Origin of the sequence: Yoonia sp. 208BN28-4 (assembly GCF_037543925.1) — a bacterium.
Taxonomy (GTDB): Bacteria; Pseudomonadota; Alphaproteobacteria; order Rhodobacterales; family Rhodobacteraceae; genus Yoonia.
In genome coordinates, this window is the sequence record NZ_JBBIFY010000005.1 from 9532 (window position 1) to 35067 (window position 25536).

Genomic DNA, 25536 nt, shown 5'->3' on the forward strand with positions numbered 1-25536 from the left:
ACAGTGAGAAGGTTATAGTTCCATGGCGCGTACCGGTATCCAAGGCCACGATTCAATCCCACGCGAAATCGCGAGAGACTTCTCCAGTCTGTTTGATCGCTATTTGCCGGGTTGGTCCGTCGAAGGTGAATATAACTTCGATGCGCGACCTGATAATCCGATCGGGTCGGGTCAGCTGAACCGTCCGATGCACATGGGTTCGCACCCGTGGATCAACGATCGCCTGACATACCTTCTGAACGAACTGACAGAAGTCGACGAATTTGGTGTTCCAAAAATTCCCGAAGCAGACCGTTCACTGCGGATGGCGCAGCTTGTCAATTTTATGGATTCCGCGAACGATCTTGATGGGGCGAAAACCGGTGGATACGTGGCCTACACGAGCCGTCAGGATCCGCACCTAATCTCCAGCAAGGGTGGCCAGCCATCTGTGGCTGATATGCGCGCCGACACAAATCGCGCGTTGACATGGGATAAGATCCAAGCGTCGCCGGCTGGTCAGGAAATTGCCGCACTGCGGGTCAAGACTGTTCCGATTGATGGCAGCAATGAACGGTTCCGTCTCGATTATGATGGCAAGCTTGGTGATACGGGCTTCTTTTCGAAAACAGCTGACGACCTTGACAGTCACCGTATCTACGACACCTCCGGGTCCAATCCGCGGGCCTCAACGCAATTTTCGCGCGAATGGGCAGCTACTAACAAAGTAACGCGTCTTGATAACGGCACGCTGCTCATTGATGGCAAAGCGGATAATTACGACAGGGCGATGAATTTGCTCGACTCTGACGCGGGCGGTAAACCTGTCAGATTTTATAGCAAACTGCCTTGGAAAGGCATTGGCGAGATTGCAAGCAAGCTTGGTCCGGTTGGCGCTATTGCAGCTATCGCGGTTCTTGCGCCGCCAGCGGCACAGGCACAAGAGGCGGAAGGCTATGATCGCGACACAGCGAACTCGTCCAACAGGGCCTTCATTGCCGAGGTAATCGGTCAGGTCATCAGTGAGCTTGGCGGTCTGATTGCAGGTGCCTTGGTCGGATTCGTAAGCTTGGGAACACTGGCCCTGCCCACGTTGATTGCCGTGGGCGCAGCACTGGAAGGCTTTGGTCGATACGTCGGTGGCGTCTTCTATGATACCTTCACAAGTGTTGCGAACGCTGCTGCCGATTTCCTTGTTCCTCTTTTCAACTCGGTCGCGGAAACGGCGGCAGATCTTGCGAATGCGGTCATCAATTTTGTCGGCGAAGCGTTCGAATACGTCTCCGAATTGATTGTTGGCGTAGACGGTTTGTTTGGCTTGGAAGGTCCAATCTTTGGCCCCGAAGGACCGCTGAACGTCATCACAAAGTTCTTGCAGGACAAAGAGGTTATCACGGAAGAAGGCATCTGGCTTTGGGATGGCTACGACGTCTTCATGGAAGGCAGCGATGGCGATGACGTTCTTATTCACGAAGGGTGGGGTGCTGCCTATGGTGGTGAGGGTGACGACACGCTGATCGGCTGGCGCGCGGTCCATCTGGAGTCCGGCGAGCCGCTTTTCGACGATGCAGATGATCCGGTGGCAGATGGCGAGCAGAGGCTCTATCTTGACGGTGGACCCGGGAATGACTGGGTTTTTGCGTTTCTTGGCGAGAAAGCCATCACAGCCGGCGGTCCGGGTCGTGACTGGATTTTCAACACTTCAAAAGGTGGCTCTGTTTACGGCGACACGACGGACGGACTTTTGGTCGGTCCTGACGACGAAGTGCTTAGTTTTCAAGAATTTGAAGCGCTGGAATTTGTCGATGAAGACGGACGGCCAGGGTATGACAACGCCGACAACATCTGGTGGTGGGGGTCGACCACCATGTGGGATCCGCGGCGCGATGACGTTCTGAAATTTGTGGGTTATCCGCTTGTCGGCGGTAACAGCAACCTGCCGCTTGTGGGGCTTGGTTTTGCCTATGGTGTGCCGGGGCTTAGCTCAGTTGGTTTGCCGCTGGCATTCAGCCCGCTTTATTTCGACAACTTCATGCCGTTCATCACCTATCTTTGGAACCGTGATGAAAGCAGGCTTTATGTCGCCAACATATTCATCGCCGGTTTTGCCAGCTTGATTGGGCAGGATAGCGAAGACGATCCGGGCTTCGGCTTTATGACGTTCAACAACTACAACGATGCACGCGGCATCTTGTGGGGCGCGCAGTATTTCACCGAAGAAGGTCTGAACCAGGACGTCGTTGGCGACCTGAGCATGACGTTCAAGATCGCCAACCCGTTCCTTGCCATTTTCGCAATGTTCCCCGGTTTCCCCGGTGGTCTGAACCGCTATCTGCCGCTTCTGGACGAGCTGATCACGCGCGCGGGCGCGGTTAGTCGCATCGCCAAGGCCGCCCTCTGGTCAACGGGTAAGGACCCGTTGATCCTTGATCTGGACGGCGACGGGATCGAGACGATGGCATTGCAGGATGTCGATGTCTATTTCGACATCGACGGTGATCTGTTTGCCGAACGCACGGGCTGGCTGCACCCCGATGACGGCTTCCTTGCGCTGGACAAGAACGGCAACGGCAAGATCGACAATGTGACCGAGCTGTTCGGTAACGCGTTGCAGTCGGGCTATGAGGAACTGGCGACCTACGACGACAATGGCGACGGTAAGATCGACGCCGCTGACGCCATTTATGCGGATCTTGTCATCTGGCAGGACGGCGATCTGGACGGTGAAACAGACGAAGGTGAGCTGACGTCGCTGGCCGATCTGGGCATCGTTGCGCTGAACCTTGATGCGATTGAACTGGGCGCCACCACGCCGCAGGGCACGGAATTGCGGCAGGCAGGCACGTTTGTCTGGAATACCGGCGAACTGGGCACGGCCTACGACGCGATCTTTGCGCTGAACGATATTGATACACGGTTTGACGGTGAGGCGGGTGATGCGCCTTGGCTGGAAGGGCAACTGATCCAGAGCCGCGGTTATGGCCGTTTGGTTGATCTGTCCATCGCCATGTCCAACGATTTCGAGCTGGCCGAGATGGTCCGCACCAAAACAGCCGAGATGACAACGCCCGACCTGAAATTGCTGCGCGAGCAGACTGGCGAAATTCTGGGCCAATGGTCATTCAGCCTTGAGCAGACACGCGAACTGACGCCGGTGCTGCTGGACACGTCCGGCGACAGCCCTGTTTTGCTGGATCGTGGTGTCTGGGTCGAGAATGAAACCGGCGGATACTGGACGCTGAACAGTGGTGCCGACATCACCGATGCGGGTGGTGCTGTGATTGCGCGCCCGACATTGCAGGATGTGATGGCGCAGGGCGCTGGCTGGCAGCTGGAGCAGGTTTTCTCTGCCGCAAGCCGCGCCGAGCCGCTCACTGCCCGTGACGAGCTGCCCTATCTGATGGAAGTTGTCGACGGGCGCGCGGTGATTACCGACTACGGCGTCAACCTTGGTGGCGGTGTCTGGGCGCTTGCGTCCGGCAATGACGTGCTGGGGTCTGACGGTGTTGTCATCATTGATCCGACAAAGGCCGACATCCTTGCGATGGACACCGCTGACGGGTTTGAATGGCGCACCGAGGCGCTTGGCTTCAACCCCTACGCCCAAATCCCTGTCGATCATATCGGGGTGAATTTCATCGACGGGATTGTCGTCGATTATACCGTTCAGGTCACCGATCAGGACGGCACGTTCTATGTCTGGGCACGCAATCTGGATCGCGCGCTTGAATTGCAGGATCAGTTCGGGACGCCGCGCGAATTTGTGCTGCGCAACTTCGAAGTCGACTTCGAGACGCTGGACGAGGTCGGATCGACCGACGACAGCACATTCCGCGTAGAGCTTCTGACACCCGGTCAGTTCCACTTTGCGACGCAAACTGCTGGCATCAACTTCCGCCCGCAGATGATGACCGCCGAGATCGACGATGCGACCGGCATAATTTCGTATTCTGTCAACGAAAGCGGCAACGCCAGCCTGACCGAGGACGGTTATACCTCTGGCATCGAGATCATGATCGAGCTGCTGGCCGAGGTGATGGACGGCTACGTGGTGTCCAGTCGTGCCTTTGCCGCCCGTGTGGCCTTGCAGGGCGGTCTGTCGGAATTTGCCCGCGGCATCACCTATGACAGCGACAAGGACGCGTTCCAGGCCACAACCGACCGCGAGATGATCCCCTTCTTCGAGGCGATTTTTGAAGGCGCGCCGACAGGCTATGATGAAACTTTTGACTACCTGTCCGGCTGGAACGAAATCCTGTGGCAGGTTTACCCCGACTTCCAGCAGGTGTCCGAGGATGATCCCTTCGGGCAGCCGTCCGGCATGGACCAGCGGACGATTTTCCAGACCATCGTGGCCGCGTTTGAAAACGTGCCGATGGATGTTGATATCCGCACGGCGATGAACACGCTGTCGGTCAATCAGGACCTGCTGATCGACCATGACGCCACCACCACCGAGGTGAACGGCACGTCGGCTGCGAACTTTATCTACGTCAGTGGCGGCAACCAGCGTTACGAAGGCGGCAGCGGCAGTGACGTGTATTTTGTCGGCAAGGATTTTGGTCAGGATGTGATCTTTGATCAGGATTACAAATCGCCTGACGAATTGCGCTTTGCACAGGCCCGGTCCACGGATGTTGAATGGGAGCGTGACGGCCAAGACCTGATCATCCGCATCAAAGGCACCACGGACGAACTGCGCGTGGAATCCCAGTTCTTGGGCGAATTGAACCCTGTTGCGGGCTCTGGTCGCCTGAATTCCGGCTTTGAGTCCATCTTCTTTGCCGACGGTGTTGTGCTGGATCGCTTCAAGATCGCCATGGCCGTGAGCGAGGCGAAAGACACCAACGACGTGCTGATCGGGTCGGGTGATACCGACGTGCTTCAGGGTGGTCTGGGCAACGATTATATGGAAGGCCGCACCGGCGGCGACCACTACATCATCAATCCCGGCGAAGGTCAGGATGTGATCCACGACAGCGGCGGCTTTGGCTTTGGTCCGCTGAAAGGCGGGCTCGACTTCCTGCATTTCCTTGGCGACACTGAAGCAAAAGACCTGCACCTGCAGCGCGACAGCGAAAGCGACGACCTGCTGATCACGCTGAAAGACGAAGACGGCAACCTGACCGAAAACACCGTGCTGGTGAAAGGCCAGTTTGGTGGCGTGCGTCTGAACTTTGAACTGCTGGCTGCCATCGATCCGCAGCTGGACGTGCAATACGTGGCCCCCGATCTGATTGAACGCTTTGTGTTCGGCAACGGCGATTCACTTGATTTCGAGCAGATCGTTTCACGGGTGCTGACGAACGCAAAAACCGATGGCGACGATGCGATCTACGGCCTGTTGAACGACAACACGCTTGATGGTGGTGCGGGCGAGGATTTCCTGTCGGGCAAAGAGGGCGGTGACACATATATCTATGGCCGTGGCTATGGCAGCGATGTGATCCGCGACAACGATACGTCGTCCAAACTGCTTGGGCCGGGTCCTGACGATGTGGTCGAATTTACCGATGATCTACGCTGGACCGACTTTGACTTCCTGCGCAACGGGCCGGACGACACCGTGCAGATGCGGGTCAAAGGCACCAATGACACGCTGACGTTTGACGAATACTTCAAATCCATCGTCATCATCTCGGACGATGTGAACCAGATTGAACAGTTTGTGTTCGGTGACGGCACCCGCTGGGATCAGTTCAAGTGGCTGCAAACTTTTGTCGACCAGTCCAAGACCGATGGCGACGATGTTATCTACGGCTTTAAGGTCAATGATATCGTTGAGGGTGGTCTGGGTGATGACCGGCTCGAAGGTCAGGGCGGCAGCGATACCTATATCTACGCTCAGGGCGATGGCACTGATGTCATCTTTGATGCAGCGGGCGGCGATGCGATCCGCTTTGACGGGATTGCCTCGACCGATGTGTCGTTCAGCCGGACCGCGCGCGATCTGATCATCACGATTGATGCAACCGGCGACACCATCACGCTGGAAAACCAGTACAATCGCCAAGACGAACAGATCAACGCGGTTGAGACATTCCTGTTTAGCGATCGCACTGTCCGCCACACGGATCGCAACCCCGAAGATATGGATCTGGTCGGCACCTCAGCCGATGAAACCATCGAAGGCTCCGACTTTAACGAGCTGATCGACGGTCGCGGTGGTGATGATACGCTGATCGGTCACGACGGCGGCGACATCTACAAATTCGACAGCGGCTACGGCGACGACGTGATCATCGACCGTCAGGTGCAGGCCGCATGGGAAGACGCGCCGGGCATCGTGGTTCCAGAAGACGACGAAGTCCACTTTGGTGATGATGTCACGCGCGACAACGTCATCTTTAGCAAGGACAATGACGATCTGGTCATTTCCATCAGCGACCGTCCGGACACATTGCGCATCCGCAACCAGTTCCGCGACACTGCTGACGGGGTCGAGGTGTTCCGCTTCAAAGACGGCACCTTCATGCTGATCTCTGACATCGAGGAAGACCTGCAGATCGAAGGCGGCAACCGTGGCGACAACATCCTGACCGGGTCGCTGACGGCTGAAAACGTGCTGGATGGCCGTCAGGGTGACGACATTCTGATCGGTGGTAATCTGAGCGATACCTATGCCTTTGCGGGCGGCTATGACTTTGACGAAATCCGCGAACGCACCGACACCGCGGGTGTTATCGACCGCGTGATTTTCGGCGCGACAGTGGTGGAATCCACCCTTAAGGTGCGCCGCAATGAAAATGACCTGCTGATTGATCTGGGTAACGGCGCGGATGTGCTGACCATCACCAATGGTCTGACCACCACCACAATCGAGGAATTCTTGTTCAACGATGGCACTGTGCGCACAACGGAATATTTCCGCACGCTGCTGTTGCAGGGCACCGAAGGTGACGACCAGCTGATCGGCTTTAACAACCGCAATGATACGCTTGCTGGCGGGGCTGGATCGGATGCGCTGGACGGCGGGCAGGGCGATGACACCTACCTGTTTGGTGTGGGCGATCTGCGCGACAGTATTGCAGACAGCGGTGGCTTTGACCGTGTGGTCTTTGCGGCTGGCATCACGCCCAACCAGATCGCGTTCCGCGATGTGAACGGCGATCTTCTGGTGACGCTGACGCAAACCGGCGACAACCTGATCATCTTTGACGGTGCGACCGTCGACAAGATTGACCTGTTTGAATTCAGCGACGGCCAGTCCCTGACCATTGGTGACGTGCGCACGCTGATCTTTGAACAAGACAGCAACTTTGGCATGGATATCATTGATGCCGAGCTGCTGAACAGCGACACGCCTGTCAGCGGCGGGCGCGGGTTCGACAGCATCACCATGGGCAACGACACGCGTGTTGTCTTTGGCGTTGGTGACGGGATTGACGAAATCACGCTGCCGTACAATCTGGACAATGCCAGCATCTATCTTGAAGGGTTCTCGCAAGGGGATGCCACGGTGCGGACCGCTGGTCTGGATAGCAACGACCTTGTGCTGGCCTTCCCTGAAAGCGGCGACCAGCTGATTCTGAAAAACGCGCGGCTTTACACGTCGTTGCCGACCATCGAATTTGGTGACGGCACTGTTTGGGACACCCAGACCGTTCAGCGTCTGGCCGTGACCGCGCTGATCGGTGACGAAGACGACATCGTGCGCGGCAGCAACCTTGACGATGATATTGCAGGCGGCCTTGGCGACGACGATATCACGGGTGGCGGTGGCGACGATACGTTCCGCTTTACGCGCGGTGACGGGCGCGATGTGATCGCGGACTCCACCGGTGTCGATACGTTGGAAATTCGCGGCTATCTGGCCGAGGACCTGATCGTCACGCGCCCTGTCGCGGACCGCAACGAGATCGTTTTGCAGTTCACAGGCTCTGACGACGAAATCACGCTGCGCTATACCAGTGGCCTGTCGGGCGTGGACCGCGTGGCCTTTGGCGACGGCACAACCATCACCCGAGCCGAGCTTTTCTCGCGCACTGTGGGGCAGGGCACGCCGTTTAATGACGTGCTGACCGGCACCAATGCGGATGAAACCTTTGAGGGTGGTCTTGGCGACGATGTCATCATGGGTGGCAGCGGGCGCGATACCTACATCTTCCGTCGCGGTGACGGGCGTGATGTGATCGACGAAAGCGGCAGCACGTTCTACCAGAACACCCTGCGCCTGCCCGATCACTTTGCTGCCGAAGTATCAGTGCGCACGCTGGACGACAGCGGCACGACCCCTGCGGACATCGTGATCCTGCTGGGTGGTGGCGACGAAATTGTCATCGAAAACGGCATGGCCACAGACCGCTTTGATGCGCGCATCGACCTGATCGAATTTGCCAATGGCGAAACGTGGAATCTGACGCGGATCAAAGAGGCGGCCCTGACGCCGCTGTCAGAAACCGATCCGGTGATCCTGCAAGGCACTGATAACGCCGATACGCTGACAGGCTCTGACGCATCCGAGATTTTTGTACACGGTGATGGTGGCGATACGCTGATCTACAGCCGTGGCGGCGGCATGGACGTGATCGCGTTTGACGGGTCATTCAGTTCGTTTGATGCGCTGGTGCTGGACGGCTTTGATCTGGCCGATGCACAGCTGTCGCGTGCGGCTGAAAATATCGATGATCTGGTGATCAACTTTGGCGATGGTGACGAGATCACCGTGCGCCGCGCGTTTGATACGATCGGGGACAGCTCTGCCACGGGCTTTACGCGGGCGATCAAGGAATACCAGTTCGACGACCAGACCGTCAGCACCGAGGATTTGTTGGCCCTTCTGATGGCCGATGTGCAGACCGACGCGGATGATGTGGTGCTGGCCACCGAAACGAAAGAAACGCTTGAAGGCGGACTGGGTGACGACACAATCGTCATCAAGGGCGGCGATACACGCTTCCTGCAACTGGCCGATACCGTGGTCTTTAGCCGTGGTGATGGCCAGGACCAGATCGTGCCTTACAATACCAGCAGCGAAGACATCACACTGCGGCTGTCCGGCTACCTGCCGACCGAAGTGTCGCTGCAAGCGCACCCCGCCGAAGAGCAGGGCTTTATCGTTACGTTTGAAGGCACCGACGACCGCATTGTCGTGCGCACATCGTCGCCGCAGTATGGCGATTTTCTGGTCAAGGAAATCGTCTTTGACGACGATACCGTCTGGCCCACGGCCACAATCCAGGCGCTGATCCAACCGCTTCCCGGCGCGTTCCCGTCCGAGGGCAACGACACGCTTGAGGCTGGATCCGGCGAAGATATCGCGCCGCTTGGCGGGGATGATCTGATCGCGGCCTTTGGTGCCAATGTCATCTTCTCCAAAGGGGATGGCGTTGATACGGTGACGACAGATTACCGCAACTATACCGTCACGCTGACGGACATTGACCCGTCCGAGGTCACGCTGCACCTGTCGCCGCTGCAAGACAATTCCGGCGAACGCGATTACATCCTGCGGGTCACGGCCACGGGCGATACGCTGTGGCTGACCGATGGCGCGCAAGAGCTGGACGCGATCACATTTGCCAATGGCGATAGCTGGGACCGCGCCACGCTGGCCGCGCAGGCGATCACCTATAACATCGGCGGCGACGACGATGGTCGCACCTTTATTCCGATTGACCCTTACGCGCCCAACAACATCATCGGCACGTCCGAGGATGAACAGGTCGGAAGCGGCTTTAGCTTTGGTGGCGGCTTCGAGGTCGAACTGCAAAGCGCCCGCGTTGCAACGTCATCGGGCGATGTGGTGTTCACCTATGCCCGCGGCGGCGGACACGACTTTATCAACGACTACACCGACCCATTCTTTGGTGAAGGCGGGTCGGACGAGCGCTCTATCGTGCTGTCCGATATCAATATCGCGGAAACAACCGTGCAGTTTGTGGCCGCAGCGCCCAACACCGATGGCCCGCCCATTGACGGCCTGCTCCTGCGGTTCGGCGATTTCAACGACAGCCTGCGGATTGCAGGCGGCACGGCATCGCTTTTCTCCGAGATCGAGTTTGCCAACGGCGACGTGCTGACCATGCAGGACCTGCAAGGCATGGCCGAAACCACCGAGGCAACAGAGCCCCGTCTGATTACCGGCGAACTGACCTTGGCGCGTGGCACCGCGGGTGGCTATTACAGCTTCCGTGTGAACGATTCCGGCTTTGGCGGCCCGGACGGGCCGCGCGGCCCCGATGGTCCGATTCTGTTTGATCTGGGCGACAATCCAGACTTCCCAGACAATCCAGACAACCCCGATTTTCCCGATAACCCTGATGGGCCGTTCCCTGACGAACCGATTGTATCAGGCTCTGCGTTCTTCCTGACGGTCAATCCCGATGGCACGCTTGAGCTTAGCAATCCCGGCGGGCCGTTCATCCCTGAAAACCCGCTGGAGCCACAGCCGTTCTTCCTCGAAGGCCCCTTTGGCCCTGAAGGTCCGTATCTGTTTACCTTCCCAAGCGGTCCGGTCTTTATCGACACCCCCTTCGGCGCCGAGATTATCCCCAACGAGGCGTTGCCAAGCGGGCCGTTCTTCTATGCCGGTGACGGGCCGGGTGGCCCCGGTGGTTTGCCGTCCGGTGATCTGATCCTGCAAGACGTCCTGCCCGCCGAGATCACGTTTGTTGATCGTGGCGACGGGCCGGTTCTTGTTGTGGCCGAACGTGTCGCTGATGGCACCGAAGGTTTCGAGATCGAGATCGTTGATCTTTTGTCCACCACACTGATGCTGGACGGTGGGCTGGTCTACTCGGGCGAGCTGCTGTCAACGCTGATCACGCTGGATCAACCGCTGCCGGATGATCCATCCACGGTTCTGGCGGAAGGCGTTGCGCTGATTGATCGGGCGACCAGCGGGTCACTGGTTGTGACTGACGCTGTGTTTGACGAAATCGCAGGCCCGCTAGCCACGATGGACATCACATTCGTCGGGATTGATCCCGTCGATGTCACGCCACGCCGCGTGGACGACTTGCTGGTGCTGGATGTGGCCGCAACTGTCGCAGGCGACGATGCCGTGACTGTTGTGCTGGGTCAGGCCCGCAGCTTTGGCGAGGTCGACTACACCATCGGTTTTGATGACGGCACCGCATGGACCAACGTGGATATCGCTGCTGCAATGCCAGCGGTGACCGGCACCGCCGGCGACGATGTGATCGCGATTGACTACGACACAGATGCCCTTGCGCCTGTGACGGTGATCGACGCTGGCGAAGGCAATGACGTGTTGTTGCGGGCGCTGAACGACTTCCGCTATGCCGATGGCCCGTTCGAGGTGATCTATACCCGTGGTGACGGCGATGACCTGATTGATCTGACCGAACTGACGCTGGATATGCGCGGGATCGCCGAAAGTGACCTGAGCATCGTGCGCCATGACACGTTCCTGATCGTGCGCGTGGCCGAAACCGTGGAGGGCGCTGGCGACGGCGGTGTTCTGCGGATCAGTAATGGCCTCAGCCGCCTGAACGAGATCCGTCTTGATGGCGGCGTATCGCTTGATCGCGACGCCATTCTGGCCCTGACGATCCCCGAAATCGTTGCCACTGAGGGCGACGATATCGTAGCGCCGTCTGATGCACCGGGCATCTTCGAGATGCTGGGCGGCAATGACATTGTGGCGTCCAACAACCAGAACGACACCTATATCTATAACAACGGTGACGGGTTCGACACCTACCACGACTACGGCAGTAATCCGTCTGGCGGCAGCGATCTGTTGATCTTTGCGGACCTTCAGGAAGCCGACCTGACGATCCATCGCGCGCACAACGATGTGGTCTTTATGGTGACGCCTGACGTTGATCGCGGGATCGTCGCGGGGGGAATCCGTCTTGCGAATGCCTTTAACGGTGGCAGCTCGACCAATACGCTGATCGAACAGGTGCAGTTTGCCGACGGATCAACGGCGCAGCTGACCGACCTGATGATCGCGCTGACCGATACGGGCACAGATCAGAATGACCGGATCGAGGGCAGCTATCTGTCTGAAACCTTTGAAGGTGGTCTGGGTGATGATGTTCTGATCGGCGGACGTGGCACGGACGAATACCGTTACACCCGTGGCGATGGCCATGACGAGATTTCAGAGGCACCCGCCAACGCAACCGGTTCAGTGTCCAGCAGCGATGAGATGGTCTTTACCGGCGTTGCGATTGAAGACGTGACCTTTGTGAACACGGCACGCGGTCTGCGGATCGACATTGCAGAAAGCGCACCGGACGCAGGTGACGCGGGCAGCGTTTTGATCGCTGGCATGTTCCTTGACGGCAACGACTACGACTGGGCCAATATCGAGACATTCACCTTTGACGGTGGTGTCACGCGCACAGCAGCCGAAATTTCCAACGCCTTGCTGGCGGCACAGGTCACGCAGTTTGACGACCGCATCAAAGGCACCGCCGCTGATGAAACCCTGACGGGCGGCCTTGGCGATGACGAACTGCTGGGCGAAAACGGCGATGATACCTACATCTACACGCGCGGCGACGGCTATGATCGCATCTTTGACGACGGGTTCTCGGGCGGCGACCGCCTGATCCTGCGCGGCATTGATCCGGCAGATGTGACCTTCCGTGCGGGCTATCAGCGCGATGTGTATATCGACATCGCCGAAACTGCGGCAGGTGCTGGCGATGCGGGCGGGATCACCCTGCGCAGTGGCCAGTATGGCACCCGCCTTGGTGATATCGAAACGATTTACTTTGAAGACAGCGACACCACGATCCTGCGCAACGACCTGACGGCGCTGATCGAACAGAACATCGCCACCCAAGGCGATGACCGTCTGCTGGGCACCACCGCAGACGACACGATCGAAGGCTTGCGTGGCAACGACCTCATGATCGGTGACCGTGGCGACGACACCTATCTTTACACCCGCGGTGACGGGGCCGACCGGATTGTCGAGGACTCTGGCACAGACCGGCTTGAGATCGCGGGATATGCCGCTGACGAAATCACCTTTGACCGGCGCGGGTATCTGGGCACTGATCTGGTAATCCGTCTTGCCGATCAGGGCGATGAGATCACCATCATCGACGCTTTGGTCAGCCGCTATTCCTTCCCGGTGGAGACGATCATCCTGACCGATGACGGCACCACATTTGACCGCGACGCGGTTGAGGCGATCCTGCTTTTGGATACGGCCACAGACGGCGACGATCTGATCGTCGGCACCGAGGCGGATGACGTCCTGACCGGTGGTAAGGGCAACGATGTGATCAACGGCCTTGATGGGGCGGACATCTACGAATATCGCGCGGGCGACGGTGATGACCGGATCGTGGACACAGATGATTTCCGCACCGACACCATCAAGCTGATCGATTACAACGTGTCCGATCTGGACTTTGCCCTGCGCGGCGGCCCCACCAGCAGCGATCTTGTGTTGCGCTTTACAGGCGAGCGTGACCGCCTGATCATCGATGGTGCGCTGTCGGGATCAACCAACACCCGCAAGATCATCGAATTTGCAGATGGCACCACGTGGCAGCTGGCCGAAATGCGCGCCGCTGCGATTGAATCTGTTGAAAACCTTGGCAATGAAAACGCCTACGGCTTCAGCGGTGATGACAGCTTTGCCGGAACGGCTGGCGATGATGCTCTGTTCGGCGGCAGCGGATCCGACGCCTATGTCTTTGGCCGCGGCGACGGCAAGGACACGATCCATGATGCAGCAACGTCGCTGGATGATATCGACACCGTTGTGTTCACCGACTTTGTGTCGTCGGAAACCTCTGTTGAGCGTCTGTTCAAAGGGTCCGACACTATCGTGTTCAGCTTCGTCAGCGCGCCTGACGATACGCTGACCATCATTGATGCGCTGGCCGAAGATGGTCGTGGCATTGAAGCCTTTACCTTCTCGGACGCGATCACATGGGATCGTGCGATCATCGAAACGCTGCTTGATAACCGGATTCCGGTTGCGGCTGATGATGGCTACTTCAGCGGCGTCACCGCCGAGCCGTTTGTGATTTCCGCAGATACGCTGCTGAGCAACGACTTTGACGCGGATGGCGATGATGTCGCGTTGTTGGCTGTGGATGGCGGCGCCGATGGCGTGGCCGAAATCGATGAAAACGGCAACGTGGTCTATACCGCCAACGAAGGGTTCTACGGCGCCACCACGATGACCTACACCATCACCGATGGGCGCAACGGTATCGCCGAGGGCACTGTTGCTTTGCGCATCCGTCCTGTCGCCGAGGCGCGTGACGATACCGGCTTTACCGTTGATGAGGACGGTGTGGTGCAGATCGACACGATCCGCCTGCTGTCCAACGATCTGGACGGCGACCGGATGATTGTGGCGCAGACTTTCGGGGCTGAAAACGGCACGGCTGCGCTGAACAGCAATGGCGAGATCACATTTACCCCTGACGCCAACTTTGTCGGTCTGGCGCGCTTTACCTATGTGGCAAACACGCCTGAAGGTGGCCGCGCCGAGGCGGTTGTCACGATTGACGTGCTGCCTGTAAACGACGCGCCGGTTGCGGTGAATGATGACGGATTCTCGACGCTTGAGGATGTGCCGTTTGAAATCACAGCCAGCGATCTGGTGGCCAATGATATCGACATCGACGGCGATGCGCTGACCCTTATCGCGGTCATGGGCAATGCCGATGTCGAGGTTGAACTGACAGCCGATGGCGGGATCATTGTCACGCCCACGCAATACTTCTTTGGCGACGCTTACTTTGACTATATCGTGCAGGACCCCGACGGGTTGCAGGACACGGGCCGCGTCAGCTTTAACGTGATCCCTGTCAACAACGCGCCAATCCCCGGCGATGACCTCCTCACCGAAATCGGTGGCACGCGCATCACCGAAGACAACGATGTGATCGTGGCCCCCGAACTGCTGCTGTTCAACGACACCGATCCCGACTTTGATCCGCTGACGATCACGGCTGTCGGCAATGCCTTTGGCGGTGACGCTGAACTGCTGGAAAACGGCACGGTGCGCTTTGCCTTTGATCAAGATTTCAACGGTAACGCCTATTTCGATTACCGCGTGATCGACGGGCAGGGCGGGGAATCCATCGCACGGGCCACGCTTGATGTGGACCCTGTGAACGACAATCCGCGACTGGGCGGCGACAGCTGGGGCAGCCCGCTCTTTGGTATCCGCAACCCGCAGCTTGTCGGTACAGAAGACGAGCCGCTGATCATCCCGATCTCGTTCCTGATGCGCAATGACGGCGATCCCGAAGGGTTCAACCTGACCTTCCTGAGCGTGTCGGCCTCTGGCCGTGGCGTGGCCGAAATTGTCGGTGACAATGTCGTCTTTACGCCTGATCCCGATTACTGGGGCGAGGCAGAGTTCAGCTATTCCGCCGCCGACCCTGAGGGGCTTATTGGTGGCGCCACCGTCAACATGTTCTTTGAGAACGTGGGCGATGCGCCGCCCGTGGTGGTTGACGATACCATCGTGCTGGTCGAAGACACCTACCGCGATATTCCCATCGCGTCGCTGCTGGCCAATGATTATGACATTGATCAGGACATCATCGAATTTGTCGGCCTCCAGCCGCTGTCCTTTATCGAGGAGTTTGGCCGCGGTGCAGTCAACGGCACGTTCACGTTTGTTGACGCCGAAACCATCCGCTTCACCCCTGATCTGAACGCCACCCGTTCGGGCGGTATCAAATACATCGTGACCGACAACGCCGAAGGGCAAAGCGTTGGTTTCATCAACATCGAAATCGAGGCAGTCAACGACCAGCCCGAGGCCCTCGAAGACGTACTGGACGCATCGCCTTTCGGCGTGCCCTACATCATCCGCGTGTCCGATCTGCTGGCCAATGATCTCGACGTTGATACCAATGACGGTCTGTTTGATGGCGTCTTTGAAGGCATCGACAGCGTGTCCTCGGGCACGTCCGAGGTTTACGGCGACGAATTTATCGTGATCCGCTTTGGCGAGAACTTCACCGGCGATGTTGAACTGCGCTACCTGATCAACGACGGCGAACTGACCGACCTTGGCGTGGCACGCGGCGTTGTGGCCGACACCTATAACCAGACCCTCACAGGCACCGATATCCGCGATCTGCTGATCGGTAACGCCTTGGATGAGACGCTCATCGGTCTTGAAGGCGACGACGATCTTTACGGCGAGGCGGGCAATGACACGCTGGATGCCGGGATCGGTGATGACACGATCTTTGGTGGTGACGGCGATGATCTGATTATCGGCGGTGACGGTGCAGACAGCATCGACGGTGGCGACGGGTTCGACACGGTTGATTTTGTCGGCTCCAACACGGGCCAGCGGGCCGATCTGTTGTCCCGACTGGGGCAGGGCGGCTTTGCGCAGGGTGATATCTACACCAACGTCGAGGCGCTTTTGGGTGCCGAATTCCAGGACCGGCTTTATGGCAATAACGATGCCAACCTGCTGGACGGACGCGGTGGCCGCGATACGCTGCAAGGCCGTGACGGTGAAGATACGCTGATCGGTGGCGCGGGCGACGACCTGCTGGTCGGCGGTCTGGGCGCAGACGATCTGCAAGGTGGCGAAGGCTCTGACACCGCCAGCTATTTCAACGAGGACGGTCTGGACACCGAAGGCGTGCAGGTCAATCTGGATACCGGTGTCGCAACCGGTGGTGAGGCCGCCGGCGATACTTTCGACAGCATCGAAAACCTTGTCGGCACACAGTTTGCCGATACGCTGGAAGGTGACGCAGGCGATAACGAACTTTACGGCGGACGCGACGACGACACGCTGATCGGCGGCGCTGGTGACGACCTTCTGGTCGGTGGCCGCGGTGCGGATGACATGCGCGGTGGTGCAGGCACGGATACGGCCGACTACAGCCTGTCCAATGACGGCGTGACGGTTGATATGGCCAATGGTGCCTCCGGCGGCGGCGATGCCGAGGGCGATACCTTTGACAGCATCGAGATTGTGCAGGGCTCGTTCCAGAACGACACCATCAGCGGCAACGACGGCGACAACATCATCCGCGGCGGACGCGGTGCCGATACCATCGACGGGCGCGGCGGCTTTGATACCGCAGACTACAGCATTGCCGATGAAGGTGTGACGGTTGATCTATCCACAGGGCAGGGCACCCGTGGCGAGGCCTTGGGCGACGTGCTGACAGGGATCGAAAAGATCACCGGCTCGCTGTTTGAAGATACGCTGATCGGCTCAAGCGGGGATGATACGTTTGACGGCAACTTTGCCGATGACGCGATTGCAGGCGGGGCCGGGTCTGACAGCTATATTTTCGGCTTTGACAGTGCCGAGGACACGGTCACAGAACTGGGCGCGGCCACCGACACCGACCGCGTGATCATGCGCGCCAATATCGCGCCCAAGGATGTGTCTGTCGTGCGCGAAGGCGACGATCTGCTGCTTGAGCTTGAGCGTGATGACGGCCTGCTGATTGATACGATGCGGATCACCGACCACTTTATCAGTGGTGAGGTGGGCATCGAGGAAGTCGTCTTTGCCGATGGCACCGTCTGGGACCGTGCACGCATCGACGATCTGCAACGCATCGGCCGCTTTAACGCCGATGACGATATCTACCGTCTGGCGGACGAGGATATCACCGCCACAATCCTGTTCACCGATCTGCGCGAAAATGATGCCGCAGAAGGCGTCGAGGATCTGTTCCTTGTCTCCGTGCAGGACGCTGTGAACGGCACTGTCGGGATTGATGATTTCGGCAACATTACCTTCCTTGGTGATCAGGATTTCAACGGTGATGCGTTCTTTACCTACACCGTTGGCGATCCGTTTGGACGCGAAAGCACCGCCACCGTCGAGGTGAACATCGCCCCTGTGAACGACAGGCCGATTGGTGTGGATGATGGCCCGATCATGGCTGTCGAGGACGAACCGCTGTTCATCTCAATCGCTGATCTGGTGGCCAACGATATCGACGTGGACGGTGATCCGCTGACGATTGTCGACGTAGGCCCGCTGCGCGATGCTGACGGCAATCCGCTCTTCTCCAGCATCCTGTACAATGTCTCCAACGGCGAGATCGAATTCCGTGGCGAGTTCCTCGAATTCCTTGGCAAGGAAGACTTCTTTGGCCTTGCAGGCTTTACCTACACGGTCAGCGATGGCGAACTGACATCAACGGCCGAGGCCACGATCGAGATCGAGGCCGTCAACGATGCGCCGCGCATCCGCCTGAGCGATCAAGAGGCACGCCTTGGCATCACCACCACCATCAGCCTGTCTGACGTGATGGGCGAGGTGTATGACATCGAAGATGACGCGTTTACGTTCGAAGGGTTCGTGTCGTCCAGCAATGGCACCACGATCTATGATCCTGTCGCCGAAACATTCGCCTTTATCCCCGACGCTTTAGGCGAGGCCACGATCCGCATCGCCGTGCGCGACGAACGAGGTGCCACGGCGGAACTGGATTACGGCATCGACGTGATCCCGCTGAACGATCCACCCGTGGCACGCAACGACAGCTTTGAAATTGTCGAGGACGAGGTCCTGACGATTACCTTTGCCGAATTGCTGCTCAACGACACCGACGAAAACGGCGATACGATCTCGCTGTCGGCCATCGAGCGCTTTGCCACCAATGGCAAGGTCCGCTTTGGCGAAACGGCTGGCACACTGACCTTTACCCCGCGCGAGGATTTCAACGGCAATGCCGGGTTCTATTATGAAATCAGCGACGGTGAGGGCGGCTTTGACACCGCCTTTGTGGCGATCAATATCCTGCCAAGCAACGACGGCGCTATTCTGCGCAACGATGTGACAACAGGCGTGGAAGATCAGGAAATCCTGATCCTTGCCGCCACCGCGTTCGGCAACGATGTCGAACCCGAAGGCGACGTGCTGTTCTTCGAAAGCGTGACAGGTCTGGGCTTGATCGACGAAGAATATCTGTCCGATCCGGTGGTCATTACGGCAACGCTGGCCGATGGCAGCGACCTGCCTGCGTGGCTGACGTTCGACGCCGATGCGCTGTCCCTGACGGGCGATGCGCCTGCCGACCTGACAGGCGATCTGGCCGTCACGCTCACGTTCACCTACCCGGAAGAAGACGTATCGTTCACCCGCGCTATGACCGTGCTGGAAGCTGACCTGCCATCGCTGGCTGATGGTCTGGTCTATGCAGGCGATCTGGCCGACAGCTTCCGTGTGCGCGCGCCGTTCGCGGAATCCTTCGACTTTGACACTGGCCGTCTGGATACAGACGCCATCACCTTCAGCGCCACCCAGATTGACGGCAGCGCGATCCCTGATTGGCTGACCTTTGACGCGGATACATGGACGCTGAATGGCTCTGTGCCCGCCGATCTGGCCACCGCGATGATCGTTGATATCGTGCTGACACATACGGATGCCGACACGGGCGGCACCACGTCGCTGACACTGTCCTCCATCATCAACCCCGGCGATGATCTGTCCGGCGGGCGTGCCCTCGCGCCCGAGGCGGCGTTGTTCGATCTGAACGGCGCAGACGTCACCGTAACGCGCGCCGCTGGCCGTCCGTTGCCCGAGTGGCTGACCTTCGACGCCGAGGCACGCGCCCTGACGTTCACCGAATTTGCGCCTGCCGCAGATGAAGACGTGGCCCGCGTGCAGGTTGCCTTTGCCCCAGGTCAGACGGGCGAAGTGTCAGAAGACATCTACACCATGTCCGAGCTGGGCTTTGTGATCGAGGTCGTCATTGATCCGGCCACAGGCGAAGTGCCCGCAGCGGTCAACGCGCTGTTTGCCACCGATGATTTCTTTGCCGCGCAGGACCTATTTGCGCTGCCGACAGATGCGATCGGTGCCGTCACAGTGACCAAGGAAAACGGCAATGATCTGCCGGACTGGCTGTCGTTTGATGCCGCAACACTCAGCTTTGCGGGCACGCCGCCTGCCGATTATGTGGGCGTGATCCCTGTGCGCATCGACGTGGCCGCAACGGCTGACAGCCCCGCGTTTGCGATCATCACCGAAGTAACGGTTGATGACACCTTCACCATCATCGAAGACAACGATCTGGTCTTTGGCACCGATGGCGAACGCATCACCGGCATGGCACCCGAAGATTTCGACGGGGCCGTCGTTGCCACATACATCAGCACCGACGAAAAAGGCGGGCTCAGCGAAGAGCCGGGCTATATCGTGATCAACCTTGAGAGCGTCAAGGAAATCCCTGTTGCTGAACCCGACACCATTGCCGCCGTTGAAGCGACAGAGGTCACATTCACCGCCGCTGATCTTCTGGTCAACGACACCGACGAAGACGGTGACGTGATCCGCCTGCTTGAGATCATCGCGCCTGACAACGGCACCATCACCAACGTGACGCCTGCACAAACCTTTGCGGCACCCGTCACGCTGGCCGGTGGCACCTATTCGGCGACGTTGGCCGGTGGCGCAGCCTTGCCCGCATGGCTGACGATCGACGGCGCAACAGGTGTGATGACCGCCAACGTGCCTCTGGCCACGCTGGAAACTCTGACAATCACGGTGTCGGTGTCCGATGGCACCACAGACCTGCAATCCACGTTTGATCAGCTCTTTGACGGTAATGTCGGCGCGACATTCACCTACCTGCCAACCGGCGATTTCAACGGTCTGGACACAACCACATATGTCATCGGCGATGATCCGGGCAGCACATCCACAGGGCAGGTCACGTTTGACGTGCTTGCGGTCAATGACCCGCCCGAGGCCGTGTCCGACGATATCGACGTGTTCGAGGACAGCTTTGTCACCCTGTCCGCCGCTGATCTGCTGGCCAACGACATCGACGTTGATGGCGACACGCTGACACTGGTGTCGGTGCAAGACGCGGTTAATGGCAGCGTTTCCCTGACGGATGGTGAGGTGACGTTCACACCCACCGCCAACTACGATGGCGCGGCCAGCTTTACCTACACCATCAGCGATGGCACCGACGGCGAAGCAACGGGCACTGTGAACGTCAACGTCATCTCGACCAACATCGCACCGATTGCGGCCCGCGATATTGTCACCGGACTTGAGGACGAGGTCATCACACTGACTGTCACTGACCTGTTGTCAAACGACAGCGATCCTGATGGCGATCCATTCAGCTTTGTCAGCATCGCGACGACAACTCCCGGTGCGCGCCTGTTCCGCGTGGACGACGAAATTACCGTCATTGTCGACGAGGACCTGTCAGGTACGTTCGAGTTCACCTATCGCGTCACCGACGGCCGCCTGACATCGACAGGCACGCTGCAAGTTGACGTGGCCGCCGTAAACGACGCGCCCGTGGGCAATGCAGACGGCCCATATCAGGGCACCGAGGACACAGAGTTCCGCGTGGCAATTGCCGATCTGCTGGCCAACGATCTGGACAAGGAAGGCGACAGCTTTACCCTGACAGAGGTCTTTGACGGGGTGAACGGCTCTGCCCGTATCGAAGGCGACGAGATCGTGTTCACACCGCGCGATAACTACGCGGGCAACGCGGGCTTTACATACGTCCTGACCGATGCCGGCGGCGCACAGTCCAGCACCTTTGTGCAGATCAACCTGCAACCGATCAACGATCTGCCGATTGCGGTGAGCGATGCCAATATCGCCATGATCGAGGACACGCCGATCATCTTCAACGTGGCCGATCTGCTGGCCAATGACGTTGATCCTGATGGCGATCCGATTGTGTTCCTCGGCTTTGCCAGCGCGCAGTTCACCGATCTGGGCGATGGCAACTATCGCTACACCCCGTTTGCCAACGCCTTTGGCGAGGCGCGCTATACCTATCAAATCACCGATGGGTCGGGCCTGCCGATCACCGGCACATTCGGCTTCGACATTGCCAACACACCTGACGCACCACGGCTTGAAACCGTGACATTGCAGATGACAGAGGACACACCGTTCACACTGTCCGCGCGGCAGCTGCTGGTGGATGCCTATGACGTTGATGGCGACGGGATCGAATTTGACAGCGTCAGTAACCTGAATGGTTTGACCATCACGCCCGACGGGCTTGGCATGCTCACCCTGGAAACAGCGGCTGATTTCAACGGGATTGCCACGTTTGACTATACAGCCATCGACAGCACCGGATTGACGTCCACATCGTCTGTCACAGTGCAGGTCGCGGCGGTCAATGATGCGCCGGTGATCCTGCCTGTGCCAGACCTGATCGCGGTTGAGGACCAGGCGTTCACGCTGCCAATTGATCCGGCCCTGATCTCGGATGTGGATGGCGATGCACTGACCGTGACCTTGCGGCTTGCCGGTGGTGATCCACTGCCCGCATGGCTGGCGTTCGAGCAGCGCAATTTCATCCTTAATGGCACGCCACCTGCGAACTTCAACGGTGATGTGGCGCTGGAGCTGGCAGTCTTTGATGGCGCGATCGAAACCGTGCAGCCGGTCACGCTGACCGTGACACCTGTAAACGATACGCCGGTTCTGGGCGCTGTAACCGATCTGACCGCAACCGAAGATACCGCGTTCAACTTTACGTTCGATCCAGCACTCTTCACCGATATTGATGGTGATGTGCTGACCGTTTCGGTGACACTGGCAGACGGTACGCCCTTGCCGGAATGGGCTTCTTTTGACCCTGCAACCCTGACGCTGTCAGGGCAGGCCCCGCAGGATTTCAATGGCCAGCTGGACCTGACCGTTGCCCTGTCTGACGGGACCGAGGTCGTCAGCCAGTCGATCAGCCTCACCATTGATCCGGTCAACGACGCCCCTGTGATCGGCACTTTGCCCGCGTTTGACGCAACCGAGGACACGCCGTTCACCATCACGCTTGATGCGGCGATCTTTACGGATGTGGATGGCGACGCGCTGACAACCGATCTGCGCCTTGCCGGTGGTGATCCGCTGCCTGCATGGATGACCTATGACGCCGCCGCCGGAACCCTGACCGGTCTTGCGCCTGCCAATTTCAACGGCGATATCGCGCTTGAGGTTGCGGTCAGCGATGGGCAGATCGAAACCGTCACCGCCGTTACACTTGCTGTGGCCGCCGTGAACGATGCGCCTGTAATCGGAACGCTGCCTGCCTTTGCAGCCTCCGAAGACAACAGCTTTGCTATCGCGCTTGATCCGGCCAGCTTTACGGATGTGGACGGCGACACGCTTGTGGTTGATGTGCGTCAGGCGGGCGGTGATCCGCTTCCTGAATGGGCAGCGTTCGATGCGGTCACACTGACGCTGACAGGCCAGACCCCGGCTGATTTCAACGGCGATGTCGCCCTTGAGGTTGTCGTCAGCGATGGTCAACTCGAAACCACCCGCGCTGTCACACTTGTGGTGGCCGCCGTGAATGACGCACCGATGATCGGCACCCTGCCTGCCTTTGACGCCACCGAAGATACAGCGTTTAGCTTTGCGCTTGATCCGGCACTGTTCAGCGATGTGGACGGCGATCCGCTCGACGTCTCTGTCACGCTGGCTGGCGGTGCGGCCTTGCCCGAATGGGCGACATTTGATGCCGACACGCTGACGCTATCGGGCCAGACGCCGACCGACTTCAACGGCGACATTGCCCTGACCGTGACGGTGTCTGATGGCACCACGATGGTCAGCCGCGACACCACGCTGGCCGTGGCCGCCGTGAATGACGCGCCTGTGGCTGTGGCTGACGGGTTCGCGCTTGGCACGCAGACCAGCTTTACGCTGGCCGCTGCCGATATCCTGAGCAACGACAGCGATGTGGATGGCGATACCCTGACAATCAGCGCTGTTGCCGCCCCTGCGGGCACCACGGCTGTCATCAACGCCGACGGTGATATCGACGTGACACGCGATCCGCGCTTTGGCGGGGATCTGGTCCTGACCGTGACAGTCAGCGATGGCGCGCTAACCAGCGACGCTGCCGTGACCATCGCACTTGATGTGGCCAACACCGCGCCTGTCATCGACGAGATCGCACCGCTGACCAGCGACGAGGATGCAGCCATTGATCTCGTGCTGCCCGATGTGGTGAGCGATGCAGATGGCGACGCGCTGACCTACAGCGTCACGCGCGAAGGTGGCAGCACGCTGCCTGCGTGGCTGACGTTTGATGCCGCGACCAAGCGCTTTGCCGGTCAGCCGCCGGCCAACTTCAACGGCAGCGTGGCCCTACAACTGACCGTCAGTGACGGCTTGGCCGAAACCACACGCGCGTTTACGCTGGATATCGCTCCGGTCAACGATGCGCCGCTGCTGGCAACACCGTTCTCGGATCGTTTCTCGGGCGAGGATCAGCCGATTGCGATCACGCTGCAAACGGATCAGATCAGCGATATCGAAGGCGATGCCATCACCTATGATCTGCGTGCAGCTGACGGATCGGCGCTGCCGGAATGGCTGGCGTTTGATCCCGACACCCAGCAGATCACCGGCCAACCGCCTGAAAACTTCAATGGCGATGTGGCGCTGCGGGTCTATATCAGCGACGGCACCGATACGATCTCGGATGACTTTACGCTGACGATCACGCCTGCCGATGACGCGCCTGTGCTGGTCAACCCGTATCCGGATGTCACAACAGACGTGGCGGGGGACACCCTGACCGAAGGTGTGGGCTTTGTGATCGACGTGCCGCAGGATGCGTTCATCGATCCGGACGGCGACGTGCTGCAATACGCAGCCGAGCTTGAGAACGGCGATCCGCTTCCGGTCTGGCTTGGGTTCAATGGTGTGACGTTCTCTGGCACGCCGCCCGTGGGTGCGGCTGGCACCTATGCGGTGCGGATTAAGGCCACCGATAGCAACAGCATCGTCAGCGATGTCTTTGATATCACCTTTGCCTCTGACACGACCCCGCCTGTGGCCAACGACGATGCCTTTGACGTGACCGTGCCCAACGGGCTTGAGATCGACACGGCCCTGTTGCTGGCCAATGACGATGCGGGTCTGACCGTCACCGGCGTGCAGTCCACGACTGGCAACGCCGAGATCGGTCTGGATAACGGCGTGGTCACCTATCTGGCCGACTTTGACTTCGAGGGCGAAGACCAGTTCACCTACACCGTGACCGATGGCACGCAAACCACACAGGCCACCGTCACCGTGACCGTGGACAACCCGTTTGGCGATGTGGATGTCGGCGGTGACGGCACGGATGTGTCCTTTGGCGGACGCGGACGTGATCTGCTGGCAGGCGGCAACGGCGCAGACTACCTCTTTGGTGGCAGCGGTGCCGATGCGCTTCTGGGCGGCGACGGCAATGACCTGCTGTTTGGTGGCCGTGGCAACGACAGCATCGCGGGCGGCGAAGGTCGTGACGTGATCTTTGGTGGCGGCGGTCGTGACACGATCAACGGCGGCGCTGGTGACGACCTCATCTTTGGCGGCAGCGGGCAGGACACGTTTGTCTATGAAACCGGCGACGGGGCAGACACCCTGTTCGGGTTCCGCGTCCAACGCCGGTCCTTTATTCAGGGCGATCAGATTCGCCTTGGTGTGGACGGTGTAGAAAGCTTTGCCGACCTGATGCAGACCGCCAGTCAGGAACGCGGTGGCGTGTTGTTTGACTTTGGCAACGGCGACCAGATCTTCTTGCAGGGCACGCGTCTTGCGGCCTTGGACGAAGACCAGTTTTCGTTCTACTAAGGTCAAGGCTTATGGGCGGCCCGTCACGCGGGCTGCCCTTT

The 25536-nt window shown here is 59.0% G+C and carries 1 protein-coding gene; it reads left to right on the top strand.

Going from position 1 to position 25536, the window contains the following annotated elements:
* The first annotated feature begins 22 nt into the window (after positions 1–22).
* Positions 23–25495, top strand: a complete 25473-nt coding sequence (locus V8J84_RS16415) for a tandem-95 repeat protein (RefSeq protein ID WP_339933190.1) — start codon at positions 23–25, stop codon at positions 25493–25495.
* The last annotated feature ends 41 nt before the right edge of the window (positions 25496–25536 follow it).